General features: G+C 76.5%; 12 protein-coding genes and 1 pseudogene. 3 read left to right on the top strand and 10 right to left on the bottom strand.

Annotation, left to right across the window (positions count from 1 at the left end; translation table 11 throughout):
- The 4 genes and pseudogenes from O4J56_RS29910 to O4J56_RS29895 all read right to left on the bottom strand — a co-directional run.
- Positions 1–367: pseudogene (locus O4J56_RS29910) on the bottom strand (thiol reductant ABC exporter subunit CydC); the annotation flags it as partial.
- Positions 364–1,989, bottom strand: coding sequence for a thiol reductant ABC exporter subunit CydD (cydD, locus tag O4J56_RS29905; RefSeq protein WP_270690448.1), 1,626 nt, complete (start codon positions 1,987–1,989; stop codon positions 364–366). The gene cydD and the pseudogene O4J56_RS29910, both read right to left, overlap by 4 nt.
- A gap of 11 nt (positions 1,990–2,000) precedes the next feature.
- Complete coding sequence (locus O4J56_RS29900; protein ID WP_270690447.1) at positions 2,001–2,999, bottom strand: cytochrome d ubiquinol oxidase subunit II; 999 nt, start codon at positions 2,997–2,999, stop codon at positions 2,001–2,003.
- Positions 3,000–3,006: 7 nt separating this feature from the next.
- The gene (locus O4J56_RS29895) at positions 3,007–4,299 is read right to left on the bottom strand and encodes a cytochrome ubiquinol oxidase subunit I (RefSeq protein ID WP_270690446.1); all 1,293 of its coding nucleotides are present in this window, start codon (positions 4,297–4,299) and stop codon (positions 3,007–3,009) included.
- A gap of 161 nt (positions 4,300–4,460) precedes the next feature.
- On the opposite strand from O4J56_RS29895, the gene O4J56_RS29890 reads away from it, so the two are divergent.
- Positions 4,461–5,348 carry a LysR family transcriptional regulator gene (locus O4J56_RS29890; protein ID WP_270690444.1) on the top strand — a complete coding sequence of 296 codons (888 nt, stop codon included), beginning with the start codon at positions 4,461–4,463 and terminating at the stop codon, positions 5,346–5,348.
- A gap of 38 nt (positions 5,349–5,386) precedes the next feature.
- Here the strand turns inward: O4J56_RS29890 and O4J56_RS29885 are convergent, their stop codons facing one another.
- Genes O4J56_RS29885 through O4J56_RS29875 form a run of 3 tightly spaced genes read right to left on the bottom strand, consistent with a single transcriptional unit; the run spans position 5,387 to position 7,439 of the window.
- The gene (locus tag O4J56_RS29885) at positions 5,387–6,283 is read right to left on the bottom strand and encodes a PhzF family phenazine biosynthesis protein (RefSeq protein ID WP_270690443.1); all 897 of its coding nucleotides are present in this window, start codon (positions 6,281–6,283) and stop codon (positions 5,387–5,389) included.
- Positions 6,280–6,918 (bottom strand): pyridoxal 5'-phosphate synthase, encoded by a 639-nt coding sequence (locus O4J56_RS29880; RefSeq protein ID WP_270690442.1) that lies wholly within the window; start codon positions 6,916–6,918, stop codon positions 6,280–6,282. Before O4J56_RS29880 ends, O4J56_RS29885 begins: the two co-directional genes overlap by 4 nt.
- A 35-nt stretch (positions 6,919–6,953) precedes the next feature.
- Positions 6,954–7,439, bottom strand: coding sequence for a PhzA/PhzB family protein (locus O4J56_RS29875; RefSeq protein WP_270690441.1), 486 nt, complete (start codon positions 7,437–7,439; stop codon positions 6,954–6,956).
- A gap of 275 nt (positions 7,440–7,714) precedes the next feature.
- Between O4J56_RS29875 and O4J56_RS29870 the strand changes: the two genes are divergently transcribed.
- The gene (locus O4J56_RS29870) at positions 7,715–9,532 is read left to right on the top strand and encodes an AfsR/SARP family transcriptional regulator (RefSeq protein WP_270690440.1); all 1,818 of its coding nucleotides are present in this window, start codon (positions 7,715–7,717) and stop codon (positions 9,530–9,532) included.
- Here O4J56_RS29870 and O4J56_RS29865 read toward each other — a convergent pair.
- Genes O4J56_RS29865 through O4J56_RS29855 form a run of 3 tightly spaced genes read right to left on the bottom strand, consistent with a single transcriptional unit; the run spans position 9,510 to position 13,233 of the window.
- On the bottom strand, positions 9,510–11,402 hold the full coding sequence (locus O4J56_RS29865) for an anthranilate synthase family protein (RefSeq protein ID WP_270690439.1): 1,893 nt from the start codon (positions 11,400–11,402) through the stop codon (positions 9,510–9,512). The genes O4J56_RS29870 and O4J56_RS29865 overlap by 23 nt on opposite strands.
- A 26-nt stretch (positions 11,403–11,428) precedes the next feature.
- Positions 11,429–12,064 carry an isochorismatase family protein gene (locus tag O4J56_RS29860; protein WP_270690437.1) on the bottom strand — a complete coding sequence of 212 codons (636 nt, stop codon included), beginning with the start codon at positions 12,062–12,064 and terminating at the stop codon, positions 11,429–11,431.
- An 11-nt stretch (positions 12,065–12,075) separates the two neighbouring features.
- Positions 12,076–13,233 carry a 3-deoxy-7-phosphoheptulonate synthase gene (locus O4J56_RS29855; protein WP_270690435.1) on the bottom strand — a complete coding sequence of 386 codons (1,158 nt, stop codon included), beginning with the start codon at positions 13,231–13,233 and terminating at the stop codon, positions 12,076–12,078.
- Between the two features lie 371 nt (positions 13,234–13,604).
- Between O4J56_RS29855 and O4J56_RS29850 the strand changes: the two genes are divergently transcribed.
- The gene (locus O4J56_RS29850) at positions 13,605–14,708 is read left to right on the top strand and encodes a transaldolase family protein (RefSeq protein WP_270690434.1); all 1,104 of its coding nucleotides are present in this window, start codon (positions 13,605–13,607) and stop codon (positions 14,706–14,708) included.
- Positions 14,709–14,860 lie beyond the last annotated feature (152 nt).

Here is a 14,860-nt window from a genome sequence, read left to right as displayed (position 1 = left end):
CGTCGACGTCGTCGACGAAGCGGGTGAGCAGGTCCCCGCCGCGGAAGACGGAGCTGCCGTGCGGGGCCAGCGGGACGAGCGCGGAGAACACGCGGGCGCGCAGCCCGGCCACGGCCGCGAGCACCGCGTCGTGGCCGAGCAGCCGGTCGGCGTAGCGCAGCGGCCCGCGGACCAGGGCGAGCGCGCGCACCCCGACGATGGCCAGCCCCAGGGCGGCGATGGGCGGCTGCTGGGCGGCGCGGGAGATCAGCCAGGCCGCGGTGCCGGTGAGCGCGACCGAGGCGAGCTCGGCGCCGACGGCGACACCGGCGGCGGCCAGCACCCGGGGCAGGGCGGGGGCGGACAGGCGCAGCAGGCGGCCGGTCACAGGGCACCCCCCGGGGACACGACGCGGTCCATGCCGCCCAGCGGCGCCGAGCGGTGGGTGGCGGCGATCACCGTGCGGCCCGCGGACAGCCGCTCGATGGCGGCGACCACCTGGGCCTCGGACCGCGGGTCGAGGTGCGCGGTGGGCTCGTCCAGCACCAGCACGGGGGCGTCGGAGAGGAAGGCGCGGGCCAGGGCGATGCGGCGGCGCTGGCCGGAGGAGAGCCCGAAGCCCTCGTCGCCCAGGACCGTCGCGTAGCCGTCGGGGAGGCGGGAGACGAAGCCGTCGGCCTCGGCCGCCCGCGCCGCGTCGCGGACCTGCTCGGCGGTGGCGTCGGGACGGGCGAGGCGGATGTTGTCCTCGACCGTCCCGGCGAACAGGTGCGGGCGCTGCGGCACCCAGGCGGTGGCACCGGACACGGCGACCCGTCCGCGCTCAGGGGTGAGGAGCCCGAGCACCAGCGCCAGCAGGGTGGACTTGCCCGACCCGGTCGCGCCGACGAGCGCGACGCGCTCCCCGGGCGCGATCCGCAGGTCCACCCCGTCCAGGACGGGCGTATCGGTACCGGGGTACCGGGCCGAGGCGCCCTCCAGCAGCACGGCCGGGCCGCCGTCGCCGGGCTCCGGGAGCGGCGGCCGGGTGAAGCCCCCGCGCTCGGGCACCGGTGTGTCGAGCACGGCGAAAACGCGCCGGGCCGCGGCGGTCCCCTCCGCGCTGTCGTGGAAGGCCGCGCCAAGGGCGCGCAGCGGCAGGTAGGCCTCCGGGGCGAGGAAGAGAACGAGCAGCGCGGTGGACAGGTCCGCGTCGCCGGACAGCAGGCGCAGCCCCAGGGGGACCGCGACCAGCGCCACCGACAGCGTCGCGACCAGCTCCAGCACCAGAGAGGACAGGAAGGCGGTGCGCAGCACCCGCATGGTGGCGCTCCGGTACCGGTCGGCCATCGCGCGCACCGCGTGGGACCGGTGCGCGGCCCGGCCGAAGGCGCGCAGTGACGGCAGGCCCGCCACGGTGTCGGCGAAGTGGCCGCCGAGGCGGGAGAGCAGGTCCCACTGAAGGGCGGTGCGGTCGCGGGTGTGGGCCCCCACCAGCGCGCCGAACACGGGGATCAGCGGGAGCGTGAGGGCGACCGCCAGCGCGGACGGCCAGTCGGCCAGGGCCAGCACCGCGAGCACCGCGGCGGGGGCGGTGCGCGCTGAGGCGGCTGCGGGCAGGTAGGAGGCGTAGTAGGGGCCAAGAGCGTCGGTCCCCCGGGTGAGCAGGGTGGACAGGTCGCCGCCGCGCAGGTTCTGCAGCCGTACCGGGCCCAGCCGCCGGGCGTGGTCCAGCAGCCGCATCCGCAGTCCGGTGCGGGCCGCGGCGGCGGCCCGCTCGGACAGCGCCGCGCGGGCCCGCGCCGCCGCCGCCCGCACGGCCACCGCCGCGCCCGCGCCGAGCAGGAGCCCGGCCGTCCGCTCCGGCGGCCCGCCGCCGAACCCGGCGGCGAGTGCGGCGGCCAGCAGCCCGGCCTGGGCCACGGTCGCGGCGGTGGTCACCGGCGCCAGCCGGGCGGCGGCCGAGGAGAGGCGCCGCGCCTGCGGCAGCTCCCGCGCCAGCCGGCGGCGCACGTCGTCCTGGGCACCCACGGTCCGCGCCCTCACAGGTAGGAGGGGGTTCGGTCGTCGACTCTGCCGCGGAACGCCCACCACCCGGCGGCCTGGTAGGCCAGCATCAGCGGCACCACGGCGGCGCCGAAGGCCGACAGCACCGTGAGCGTGGCGCCGTCCGCGGCGGCGGCGCCGATCTCCATGCCGCCCCCGCCCGCGTCGGCGAGCACGTAGGGGTAGTGCGCCGCCCACGGGAGTGCGGCGAACACCGCGGCCGCGGTACCGGTGCAGGCGAATGCGGCGCCGGGGCGCCCCCGGCGGGAGGCGGTCTGGGCCCCCAGCAGCGCGGCGGCGATCGCGGCCCCCAGGGCGGCGGCGACGACGGGGTTGCCGGGGGCGCCGCCGATGACCAGGGCGGAGGCCGCCGCCACAACGACCGCTCCTGCGGCGGCGGGGGCGAGCCGCCCCAGCAGCACGGCGGCGCGTCCGGCCGTTCCGCCGCGCGTGCGCAGCGCCAGGTAGGCGGCGCCGTGCGCGGTGAACAGCAGCCCGGAGGCGAGGGTGCACAGCAGCGCCGTCGGTGAGGCGAGCGCCGCGCCCACGGCGATGGAGTGGTCGCCGGTGAAGGCCACCCCGTTGAGCAGCACGCCGGTGACCGTCCCCCACAGCAGGGCGGGGACCAGCCCCCCGGCGGTGATCAGGGCGTCCCAGGCACGCTCGCCCGAACGGGTCCGGGCGCGCCCGCGGAGCTGCACCGCCGCCTTTCCGGCGACCAGTGCCAGCAGCAGCGGCACCAGCACCGGGTACAGCCCGGCCAGCAGCGGCCCCTCCAGGAAGGGGAAGGCGCCGAACAGCACCCCGGCGAAGGCCACCAGCCACACCTCGTTGCCGAAGAAGAACGGGCCGAGGGCGGCCATCGCGGCCTGCCGCCCGCCGCCGCGGGGCAGGAGGGGGCGCAGCGCCTGCGCCCCGTAGTCGTAGCCGCCGAGCACGAAGTACCCGGCCAGGAGGCCCCCGAGGAGCAGGAGCCAGGCGGTCTGCATGGTCATGTCGTCCTCACGCCCTTCCGGCCGCATGGCCCAGGTCGGCGGTCACGGGCCCATCGTCCGGCTCGGCCGGGAGGGGGTCGGCCGCGCCGAGGCGCACCCCCTCCGGGCCGCGGTGCGCCAGGCGGGCGATGATGACCCAGTCGGTGACGGCCAGCGCGCCCAGCAGCCCGACGAACAGCACCAGCGAGGCGGCGACCGCGGCGGCCGGGACGGGCGAGGCCGCGTCGGCGACGGTGAGCTCGCCGTACACCAGCCAGGGCTGGCGGCCCACCTCGCGGAAGAGCCAGCCGCACACGGCCGCGACGAACGGCAGCGGGGTCAGGGCCACCGTCGCCCAGGCCAGCACGCGGGGGCGCACCAGCCAGTCGCGGGGAAGCAGCACCAGGCAGATCAGGGGGGCGAAGAACAGCACCCAGCCCAGGTTCACCATCAGGTCCAGGGGCACGCCGATCCACTCGGGCGGCACGTAGTCGCCGGGGCCGTGCTGGGCCTCCATCGCCGCCTGCAGCTCGGCGGTGCCGCCCTCCAGCAGGGCGACCTTCATCGGCTGCTGCTCGGCGATGCCCCAGAACTGGGTGTCGCCGATCGCGTACAGCGGGTAGCAGAACAGGGCCGCGACGACGACGCCGAGCCGCAGCGGCGTGCGGAAGAAGTCGGTGTGCGCGGTGCGGCGGGCGAAGTGGTAGGCGCTCACCCCCGCCAGGAACAGGCCCCCGGCCACCATCGCCGCCGCAGTGATGTGGCCCAGCGCCACCAGGGTGTTGGGGTTGGTCAGCAGCGCGCCGAAGTCGGTGAGGTAGGCGGTGCCGCCGCGCACCTCGTGGCCGACCGGGTTCTGCATGAAGCCGTTGGCCACCATGATCCAGTAGGCCGAGGCGTAGGCGGTGAGCGCGACCAGCCAGATCAGCGCCGCGTGCACGCCCCGGTGCAGCCGGCCCCAGCCGAAGATCCACAGCCCGAGGAAGGTGGACTCGGCGAAGAAGGCGATCATCGTCTCCAGGGCCAGAGGGGCGCCGAACACGTTCCCCGCGAATTCGCTGAGCCCGTTCCAGTTCATCCCGAACTGGAACTCCATGACCAGGCCGCTGACGATTCCCAGCGCGTAGTTGACGACGTACAACTGGCCCCAGAACCGTGTCTGCCGCTCGAACAGTTCGCGTTTGCCCTTCGGTCCGGCCAGTGCGGCGCGCGTGTGGAGAACGGCGACCAGCGGCGCGAGTCCGAGGGTCAGGAGGACGAACAGCCAGTGGATGCTCGTGGTCAGCGCGAATTGCAGGCGGGAAAGTTCCACGGCGTCCATGGCGGAACCCCCAAGTCTCTAAGGAATGCGCCCGGAGTATTCCCGCGGGCGGTGCGGGCGGGCGATTCCGAGCATAAAGCGCCGTGTCCTATGATTTCCAAGACCGGTTTCGTCATGTGCACATGTCCGGCGGGTATGAGCCGGGCGTGGAAAGGGGGACGATGGATCTGCAGAACCTGCGGTACTTCCAGGTCGTGGCGCGCCACCAGCACATCAGCCGCGCGGCCGAGGAGCTGCTGGTCGCCCAGCCGTCGCTGAGCCGGGCCATCGCGCGGCTGGAGGCCGACCTGGGGGTGCCGCTGTTCGACCGCCGGGGGCGGCAGATCCGGTTGAACGCGCACGGGGAGGCGTTCCTGCGCCGGGTGGACCGGGTGCTCAGCGAGCTGGACGACGCCCGCCGGGAGCTGACCGACGCCGTGGGGGAGGTGGAGGGCACCGTGTCGGTCGCGGCCGAGACGATGCTCACCCTGGCCGCGGCGCTGTCGGCGTTCCGCGGCGCGGAGCCGGGGATCGGGGTGCGCCTCTACCAGTCGCACGCCGAGTCCATGGTGCGGCGGCTGCGGCTGCGGGAGGTCGACTTCTGCGTGGCCTCGCAGCCGCTGGAGGGGGCGGCGCTGCGCTCACTGGTCCTCATGCGCGAGGAGGTGCTGCTGGCGGTTCCGCCGGACCACCCGTGGGCCGGGCGCGCGAGCGCCGCGGTGGAGGAGATCGCGCGCGAGCCGTTCATCGTCCCGCGCCCGGGGCACTGGCAGCGGGTGCTGGCCGACCGGCTGTTCGAGCGCGCGGGGGTGCTGCCGACCGTCGTGTGCGAGGGGGACGAGCCGGGGGCGATCCAGGACCTCATCGGGGCCGGGCTCGGCGTGGGCCTGGTCCCGTCGATGGCGCGGCGGGCGGGGACCCACGCCGAGGTCGCGTGGCTGGAGGTGGAGGCCGAGGACTGCGAGCGGGAGCTCACCCTGGTGTGGCACCGCGACGCCTACCTGTCCGCGGCGGCCCGGCGGTTCCGGGACTTCGCCGTGGAGCACTACGCCGGACTGGCCGCGGCCTGAGCGGGGCGCCCGGGCCGCGGCCGGTCCGGCGGGGCCGGTCACACCAGGAGGGTGCCCCGGGCCACGATGACGGCGTCCCCGCCCACCTCGACCCGGGAGACGGCTCCGCCGTCCCGGGTGACGCGCGCCCGCATGTGCGAGGGGCGCCCCATGTCCACCCCCTGGTGGATGTCGATCCACGTTCCGTAGGGGGCGAGCCCGTACCGGGCCAGGTGCAGGGCGAGGGGGCCGGCGGCCGACCCGGTCGCCGCGTCCTCGGCCACCCCGTAGGCGGGCGAGAACATCCGACTGCGCCACTCGGTGCCCGAACCGGTGCCCGCCCCGGCGAAGCAGTTCACCGCCATGTCCGGCAGCGGCTCCAGGGCGCGCAGGTCGGGGCGGACGGCCGACAGCGCCGCGTAGTCCTCCAGGCCGACGAACACGTGCCGGGGCCCATTGCGGTAGACCTCCACGGGCAGCACCGAGTCCTCCAGGTCCAGGGCCCGAAGGACCGTGTCGGCGTGCTCGTAGGGCCCCCACTCCGGAACCGGCTGGACCATGCGCACCCGGACCGCTCCGGCGCCCGCCTCCAGGTCGAAGGGGACGGTGCCCATCGCGGTCTGCATGCGCACCTGCCCGTGGGCCCCGGCGTCGGCGAGCACGCCCGCGGCGCCCAGCAGCGGGTGCCCGGCGAAGGGGAGCTCGTTGACCGGGGTGAAGATGCGCACCCGGACGTCGGCGTCCGGGGCGCCGCCGGTGGGCCGCAGCAGGAACACCACCTCGGACAGGTTCATCTCCCGGGCGATGCGCTGCATGGTCTCGGCCGGGATGTTGTCGGCCCCGAAGAACACCGCCACCGGGTTGCCCAGCAGGGGGGTGTCGGCGAAGGCGTCGGCCACCACGTAGCGGTGCGTGCCCGGCGCGGCCCTGGGGGCGGCGGGGACGGCGGCGGTCACGGCTGCAGCCTCCGTACCTGCCAGGTGTCCGCGCGCTCGTAGCGCATGCGCAGGTACAGCCGGTCGGGCATGCCGTGCCAGAACTCCACGGCGCTCAGCGCCGCCTCGCAGGCGGCGAAGGTGTCCGGACGGGGCAGCGGCGCCCGTGCGGCCAGGCGCTCGGCCTCGGCCCGCAGGGCCTCCTCGTCCTCCAGGTCGGCGCTCTGGTGCGAGGCCGCGGACATGGCATGGGTGGACACCGGCCGCGCGTCCCACAGGGCCTCGGACTCGGCATCGGGCAGCCAGGACACCGTGCCCTCCACGCTGACCTGCTGGTTGAGCTCGGGCCAGTAGTAGACCCCGGACACGCGCGGGTTGGCCGCCAGGTCGCGGGCCTTGCGGCCCACCGTGTGGGTGGCGAACACGATGCCGTCGGCGGAGAACCGGCTGGTCTGCACCATGCGGCTGGACCCGCGTCCGTGCTCGTCGGAGGTGGCCAGGGCGAAGGCGCCGGGGTCCCGGACGCCGAGGGCGCGGGCCCGGTCGAGCCACGCGCTCAGCAGCCGCACGGGGTCGCCGGGCGGTGCGTCGAACTCGGGCAGGCGCGCGCCGCGCAGCTCCTCGGCGGTGCGCGGCCCGGTCGTGGTCGCGTTCATGGACGCTCCTCCTCGCAGGGGGGACAAGGGCACGGTCAGGTGGGGATGCCTTCGCGGCGGATCCGCGGAACCTCCAGCCCCAGCGCCCGCGCCTGGTTGAAGGGGTTCATGAACTCGCGGTTCTGCACGATGAGCCCGTCTTCGAGCTGGAAGTAGTGGAGGAAGTGGTTCTTGTAGTGGCCCTCGGGATAGCCGGGGAAGCGGATCAGGCCCTCGCCGTCGCACTCCACCCAGAAGCGGCCCGGGTCCTGCGTCTCGTAGACCTCGATGTTGAACCAGTGCCAGTCGGGGAAGCACGTGAGCGACCACTCGGCGTGCGACGCGAGGCGGTCCTTGCCGTGGACCATGATCGGCTCTCCGGTGTCGGAGGTCCATAGGCCCGCACTGGCGTTCTCGGCGAACAGGCGGTGCCGGTTCAGCCGGGCCTCGCCCTTGGTCTCCTCCAGGTAGCTCTCGACGGTCGCGCGGTTGCGGCGGCGCAGCTCGGCGTCGCGGGCGAAGGCGTCGGTGTCGTCGGACACGGGTGGCTCCTCTCCAAAGGGCACGGCCGCCGGTCGGCCGTCCACGGCAACCATCGGCGGCGGGGCTATACGGAGGGGGCCGCGTCCCATAGCGCCCCTATACCGGGGGCCGGACGACCGTGCGGGGCCGCGGAGCGGTGGTCCCGGCACACCCGCCCCGCCTCCCCGGGGCGCACGGGGAGGCCGGGACGGGGCGCGCGGCAACCGCCGGACGGGGCCACGGTGTGCGGCGTGCATCTGGGCGGGGCGGCGGGCCGGAGCACACAGTTGGCGGCATGCAGATACGCATCCTGGGACCCGTGCAAGTCCTCCGGGACGGGAGGAGTGTCCCGCTCGGCGGCGCCAAGCCGTCGGCGGCGCTCGCCGCGCTCCTCCTGGCCGACGGCGCCCCCGTGTCCGTGGACCGGTTGAGCAGGGCGCTGTGGGGCCCACACCCCCCGGCCACGATGCCCGCGCAGATCCACACCTACGTCTCCCGGCTGCGCAAGATCCTCGGCCCCGGCGCGCACCTGGAGCGCCGGGCGGGCGGCTACGCCCTCCAGGTCCCCGACGCCGCCGTCGACCTGCGGGACTTCGCCCGGCTGGCGGCCCTGGGGCGCACCGCCCTGGAGGGCGGGTACCACCGCGAGGCCTCGGCCCACCTCTCGGCGGCGCTGGACCAGTGGACCGGGTACCCGCTGGAGGGGGCCGCCGCGCCGCTCGCCGAGGCCGAGGCGCCGCGGCTGGCCGGTGCCCGCCTGGCCGCGGTGGAGGACCGCGCCGAGGCCGACCTGGCCCTGGGCCGCCACCGGCGGACCGCTGAGGAGCTCGCCCCGCTGGTGGAGGAGCACCCGCTGCGCGAGCGGCTGCGCGCCCAGCTCATGACCGCGCTGTACCGGTGCGGCCGCCAGGCCGACGCCCTGGAGGCCTACCGCGCAGGGCGGGCGCTGATCGCCGACGAGCTCGGGGTGGACCCCAGCTCGGTGCTGGACGGCGCCTTCCAGGCGATCCTGCAGGGCGAGCCCGGCCCGCCGCCCGCGCCCGCACCGGCCGAACCCGCCCCGTCCCTCCCGGCCGACCTGGCCGACTTCACCGGGAGGGTGCGGCACCTGGCCGACATGGCCGCCTGGCTGGGACCGGGCGGCCCCGCCGGGGGCGGCCCCGCCCCGGCGGTGGTCGTCGCGGGCGCCGCCGGGACCGGCAAGACCGCACTGGCGGTCCGGGCCGCGCACGCGCTGCGGGACCGCTTCCCCGACGGGACCGCCTTCGCCCGCCTGACCGGGCCGCTGGGCCGGCCCCGCCCCCTCGGCGAGGTCCTGGCCGACCTGCTGGCGTGCCTGCCCGGAGGGGAGCCGCCGCCCCCGGACACCGGCGGCCGGATCGCCCGCTACCGGCGGCTGTGCGCCCGGGGGCGGCTGCTGGTGGTGCTCGACGACGCGGTCGCGCCGGGGCCCGCGGCCGAGCTGCTGCCCGGCGGCCCCGGGGTGCGCACCGTGGTCACCACCCGGTCCCGGCGGACCGCCCTGCCCGGGGCGCGGCTGCTGCACCTGGGGCCGTTCGAACCGGAGGAGGCGGTGGAGCTGCTGCGCGGAGCCGCGGGCGCGGCCCGGACGGACGGCGGCGCGGAGGACGCGGCGGCGCTGTCGGCGGCGTGCGGGCACCTGCCGCTGGCGGTGCGCGCCGCCGCGGTGCGGCTGGCCGCCAAGGCGCACTGGGGGCCCAGCCTGCTGCTGCGGCGGATGGCCCGTGGGCCGTTGGCCGAGCTGGCGGCGGGCGGCGTCGACGTGCGCGGCGAGCTGCGTGCGGCCGTGCGGCGGCTGCCCGCGGCGCTGCGCGCGGACGCCGCCGGGCTGGCCCGGCTCGGCGGTGGGCCCCTGTCGGTGCAGGATGCCGCCGCCGCCCTCGGCCGGGGGGAGGCCGAGGCCGAGGACGTGCTGGAGGCGCTGGTCGACGAGAACGTGCTCAGCCCCAGCGGGATGGCGCCCGGGGGGCGGTTCGGCTACGCGCTTCCCGCGCCGCTGCGCTGGGCCCTGCTGGAGGAGCCCGGGGGGTGGGACCGTGTGGGCCCACCCCCCGGGCGCGGGAGCCGGGTCAGTGCTCCAGGACGCGGGTGATCAGGCGGCTCAGGATCGCCGGGCCGTTCTCGGTCAGCACGGACTCGGCGTGGAACTGGGCCGAGGAGAAGAACGGCCCCTGCAGGGCGTGGACCTCCCCGGTGCCGGGGTCGCGGCAGACCTCGACCGCCCCGGCCCCGGGGAACTCGGCCCGGTCCCGGTCGCTGCGGGCGGAGAAGGCGTTGTAGAACCCGACCCGCTCCGGTGAGCCGAACAGGTCGATCTTCTTCTGCACGCCCTGGTTGGGCGTCTCGCGGCGGAGCACCGGCAGCCCGCCCAGGCCGCACAGGACCTGGTGGCTCAGGCACACCGCGAGGAAGGGCCGCCTGGCCTCCAGCAGGCCGCCGGTCAGCGACCGCAGCCGGGCGATCTTGGCGTCGCCGGTGCGCAGCGGGTCGCCCGGGCCGGGGCCCATCACCACCAGGTCCCGGTCGAGGTGGGCGAGCGCGGGGCCGGCCTCGTCGAAGCGGCGCACCTCCACCCGCAGGCCCAGCGAGGAGAGCTGGTCGGCGATCATCGCGGTGAAGGTGTCCTCGGCGTCGACGACCAGCGCCCGCCGCCCTTGCAGGGCCGGGTCCGCCGCGGCCGCGCCGCGCCCGCCCAGCCAGTAGTCGGCGATGTGGGCGTTGCGGCCCTCCAGGGCCGCGCGGACGCGGCCGTCGGCCGCCAGCGGGCGCTCGGGCCCGGCGGTCAGCGCCGCGCACAGCCCGGCGGCCTTGGCGCGGGTCTCCTCCACCTCCGAGGCGGGGTCGGAGTGGCGCACGATGGTGGCGCCGGTGCCGATGCGCACCCGGCCGGAGTCGTCGATGTCGGCGGTGCGGATGAGGATCGCCGAGTCCAGGGTGCGCCGCCCGTCGGCGCCGCGGCCGATGAGGGCGGCGGCGCCGCTGTAGTAGCCCCGGCCCTCGGGCTCGTAGCGGGCGATGACGCGGCAGGCGCTCTCCAGCGGGCTGCCGGTGACGGTGGGGGCGTACATGGTCTCGCGCAGGATGCCGCGCGGGTCGCGGGTGCTGTGGCCCTCGATGTAGTACTCGGTGTGGGCCAGGCGCGCCATCTCCTTGAGGAAGGGGCCCACCACCCGTCCGCCCGAGGTGCAGACCCGCGCCATCATCTTCAGCTCCTCGTCCAGGACCATGTACAGCTCGTCGGTCTCCTTGGCGTCCCGGAGGAAGTGGAGCAGGGACTCGGTGTCGGGGCCGTTCTCGGGGTAGCGGTAGGTGCCGCTGATGGGGTTCATGACCGCGCGGCCGTCCCGGAGGCTGATGTGCCGCTCGGGCGAGGCGCCGATGAGGGTGCGCCCGGGGACGCGGGCCAGGAAGGTCCAGTAGGCCCCGGACTCCCCGCGCAGCAGCCGGGCGAACAGGGCCAGCGCGGCGGCGGGGGTGTAGTCGGTGATGTCGGCCAGGTAGGTGCGCTTGAGGACGAAGTTGGCGCCCTCGCCGCCCGCGATCTCCCCGCCGATCAGGCGGCGCACCGCCTCGGCGTAGGCGTCGTCGCCGATGTCGAAGCCCGTCTCGCGCACCCCGATGGGGCCGTCGGGCAGCAGCCGCAGCGCCCGCGCCAGCGGGACCCGCTGCTGCTCGTCCGCGCTGATCGCGGTCAGCGGGGTGCCGTCGTCGGGGGCGTCGAAGCCGCGTTCGGCGATCTGCCGGTAGGGCATCAGCGCGAAGAGCTCGTGGTGCTCCCCGCCGGCGGCCCCGGGCGCGGACGGGTCCTCGGGCAGGGGCAGCCCGTCCAGGCGCTCGTGGCGGGTCACGCCCCCGGCGAGGACCTCCAGGTCCTCGCCGCCGGTCTCGGGGCGGTGCACCAGGGCGACGCCCTCGGGCAGGCCGCGCCCGGACAGGACGCGGTCGAACAGGTCGGTGTGCATGTGCGCTCCCGGGGGTGCTCGTGGGGTCAGTGCGCCAGCGCCCGGACGGCGTCCTGGGCGGTGAGCACGACCGCGCATCGGTCGGCGGCGTAGCGCAGGGCCATGCGGTGGTCCTGGGCGGAGAAGTCGGCGAGGGCGTCGGCGACCAGGAAGGTCTCGATGTCGTTGGTGAAGGAGTCGATGGCGGTGGCCAGCACGCCCACGTGGGCGTAGACCCCGCACAGCACGAGCTGGTCGCGCCCGCTGCGGCGCATCAGCGCGAGCAGGTCGGTGGCGTGGAAGGCGCTGTAGCGCCACTTGGTCAGGTGCCAGTCGCCCTTGGCGGGGGCGACCTGGGGGACCACCTCGCGGTCCTCGGGGGCCACGCGCATTCCTGGGCCCCAGAAGTCGCGCAGCAGGCCGCGCTGTTCGGCGGACATGCCGCCGGGCTGGGCGGTGTAGGCCACCGGCGCCCCGGCCGCGGCGGCGGCCCCGCGCAGCCCGGCCGCGGCCTTGACCAGGGGTGCGCGCACCTGCTCGGGCAGGGGGCGCAGGAAGAACTCCTGCATGTCGTGCACCAGGAGCACGGCCCGGCGGGGGTCGACGGACCACCCGGCGGTGTTGGCGGGCAGGTCCCCGGCGGCGGGCAGGGGGTAGGGGGCGATCTCCGGGATACCGGGCATGGGCCCTCCTCTCAGGACTTCCAGGAATCGACGACCCGCAGCGCCTGGCGGGGGTTGAGGCGCGGGTCGCACAGGCTCGTGTACTTGGTGCTGACGGTGTCCATCCGGTCCGCGCCGTCGGCGCACTCGGTGACCTCGTCCGGGGTCGTCTCCAGGTGCAGGCCGCCGGGCACGCCGCCGCCCTCGCGCACCGCGGCGACGAACCCCTCGACCTCCCGGACGATCCGGTCCAGCACACGGGTCTTGTAGCCGTCGCCGGTGGTCACGGTGTTGCCGTGCATCGGATCGCACAGCCACACCACCGGGTGCCCGGCCGCGCGGACGGCCGCCACCAGGCGCGGCAGCCGCTCACCGACGGCGTCGGCGCCCATGCGCGCGATGAGGGTGAGACGGCCCGGGGCGCGCCCCGGGTCCAGCCGCCCGCACAGTCCGGCCACCTCGTCCGCGGTGGCGTTCGGGCCGACCTTGCAGGCGACGGGGTTGACCACCCGGGAGAGCAGGTCCACGTGCGCCTGGTCCAGGCCGCGGGTGCGCTCGCCGATCCAGGGCCAGTGGGTGGAGGCCAGCAGCGCCCCGTCCCCCTCGTCGCGGACCTGCGGCAGCTCGTAGTCCAGGATCAGCGCCTCGTGGCTGGTCCAGGGCTGGGGCACCGGGTGCGGGGCGGTGTCGGGCGCCCAGCCCAGGTCCCGCATGGCCTGGCGGGCGGCCTGGTACCCGGCGACGAGCCGCTGCGGGTCGGCACGGCGCAGGGCGGGGTCGGGCTCGGGGGCGTTGACGATGTGGCCGCGGTAGACCGGCAGCTCCCGGCCGCCGACGGTCTCCACGGGACGGGAGCGGGGCTTGGCGAACTGCCCGGCGATCCGGCCGGCCCGCACCACGGGCAGGTGGGTGTTCATCTGCATGATCCCGCCGAGCATGTCGACGAGCCCGGCCTTGCGCAGGGCGCCGCCGGTGAAGCAGTCGGCGGGGTCCTCGGCGCAGTCCCCGGCCTGCAGCACCTGGGCGGTCCCGGCGGCCGCGGCGGCGAGCAGGGTGCGCAGGCGCAGCACGTCGCCGCGGCGCACCAGCGGGGGCAGCGCGGACAGCTCGGCGCGGGCGCGGTCCAGGGCCCCGGCGTCGTCCCATTCGGGCTGCTGAAGGGCGTCGAGTGTTCGGATCCGGCTCAGCACTTTTCGTTCACCTCGTCGCATGAAGGTGTTCAAGGAATGGTGGGGAATGCGGTGGGGAGTGCGAATGCGCGGACCCGTTCGGCGGTTCCGAGGAATTCCCCCCGTCGGACGCTCGGGTGCGGGCCCCCGTTTTCTTGTCGGTCTGCGGCGCCGCCGCTGCGAGGTGGTAATTCAGGTGGGGAATGGGCCGTTCCGGTGGTGGATTCTTCACGAGGGCCCGCGGTGCGGCAATCGGACCGGCATTCGGCGTCACGTCGCCCCGGATATGTCAGGTGCGCCGGATCTGACACGGGGCGGGCGGCTCGTGCGCGGCCCGTGTCCGCGGCGCTAGGCTGCCCGTCTCGCCGCACGAGCGCTGATGGGAGGACGCGGTGCCCGAGGACGACCGCTGGTACGACGCGGAGGGCGGGCGGGACCTGGTCCGCCTCCTGACGGCCGAGGGGGTCTCTCCGTGGGCCGAAGGCCTGTCCCGGGAGCACCTCGTCCGCGGCGACCTGCGCCGGGCCGCCCGCACCGGCCTGCGCGGGGCGGTGCTCGACGCCGCCGACATGGCCGAGGACCTGCGCCGCGGCGCCGCCTACCGCGACCAGGTGGACGACCTCGCGGTCCGGCACGTCCCGCTGCGCACCGCGCTGCGCGCCGTACTGGTCCGGGACGCCCGGACGGCCTGCGACGACCTGATGGAGGTGCACGAGGGCACCGGCGGCGCCGACGGCCTGGTCTCGCTGGCGCTGCACCCGGCGCTGGCGGACGACCCCGCCACCGCGCTCGCCGAGGCGCGGGCCGTGCACCGCGCGGTGGACCGGCCGAACCTGCTGGTGGCGCTGCCCGGCACGGGCCGGGGTCCGGAGGCGCTGCACGGGTGCCTGGCCCGCGGCATCGGGGCGCACGCCGTCGGCGTGTACTCCCCCGAACGGCACGGGCGGGTGCTGGAGGCGTTCGCGGCCGGGGCGGGGGAGGCCCTGAGGGCCGGGCGCGCGCCCGGGGAGCTGCGCGCGCTCGTCTCGCTGTGCCTGGCCCACCTCGACGGGGAGGCGGCCGGATTGGGCGTGGCCGTCGCCCGGCTCGCCTTCCGCGCCCACGAGGAGCGGCTCAGCGGCCGGGAGTGGGCCGAGCTCACCGGCAGGGGCGCGGCCCCGCCGAGGCTGATGTGGTACTGCCGCCCCTCACCGGGCGCCGGGGTGTCGGCGGACCACTACGTGTCGGCCGTCGTCGGGTGGCGCACGGTCACCGCGATGACCCCCGGGGCGTTCGCCGATGCCGCCCGCGGCGGGCGGGTCGGCGGGGACACCCTGCTCGGGACGCACGTGCAGGCCAGGGCGGAGCTGGCGCGCCTGGCCGGGGACGGGGCGGACGCCGGTGCGGTCCTCGCCGCCCTGGAGGAGCGGTACACCCGGGACCGGGCCCGGCGCTGGGATCGGGCGCTGGCGGCCCTGTCGGAGCGGATGGAGGAGGCCTCCAAGGCGGCGCGCTGACCGGCGGCGAGAGGGCGGGGCCACCGCGGCGCGCCCCGGGGGCGGGGGCCCGGGCCCCGGGGGGTGGGCGCCCCTCCCGCGCCCCGGGGGGCCCCCCCCCGCCCGGCGCCGCGAGGGGCCGTGCCTCACGCCTTGACCAGGCGCCTGAGCAG

It is taken from the genome of Nocardiopsis endophytica, from assembly GCF_027706725.1.
Classification (GTDB): Bacteria; Actinomycetota; Actinomycetes; order Streptosporangiales; family Streptosporangiaceae; genus Nocardiopsis_A; species Nocardiopsis_A endophytica.
The sequence above is the reverse complement of the archived record's forward strand: the minus strand, read 5'-3'. Positions and strand labels throughout refer to the sequence as shown.

Excerpts from the sequence above, each read along its gene's own strand:
- O4J56_RS29860 (WP_270690437.1), bottom strand. The coding sequence starts at position 12,064 with ATGCCCGGTATCCCGGAGATCGCCCCCTACCCCCTGCCCGCCGCCGGG.
- O4J56_RS29865 (WP_270690439.1), bottom strand. The coding sequence starts at position 11,402 with ATGCACACCGACCTGTTCGACCGCGTCCTGTCCGGGCGCGGCCTGCCC.
- O4J56_RS29870 (WP_270690440.1), top strand. The coding sequence starts at position 7,715 with ATGCAGATACGCATCCTGGGACCCGTGCAAGTCCTCCGGGACGGGAGG.
- O4J56_RS29900 (WP_270690447.1), bottom strand. The coding sequence starts at position 2,999 with ATGACCATGCAGACCGCCTGGCTCCTGCTCCTCGGGGGCCTCCTGGCC.
- O4J56_RS29890 (WP_270690444.1), top strand. The coding sequence starts at position 4,461 with ATGGATCTGCAGAACCTGCGGTACTTCCAGGTCGTGGCGCGCCACCAG.
- O4J56_RS29880 (WP_270690442.1), bottom strand. The coding sequence starts at position 6,918 with ATGAACGCGACCACGACCGGGCCGCGCACCGCCGAGGAGCTGCGCGGC.
- O4J56_RS29895 (WP_270690446.1), bottom strand. The coding sequence starts at position 4,299 with ATGGACGCCGTGGAACTTTCCCGCCTGCAATTCGCGCTGACCACGAGC.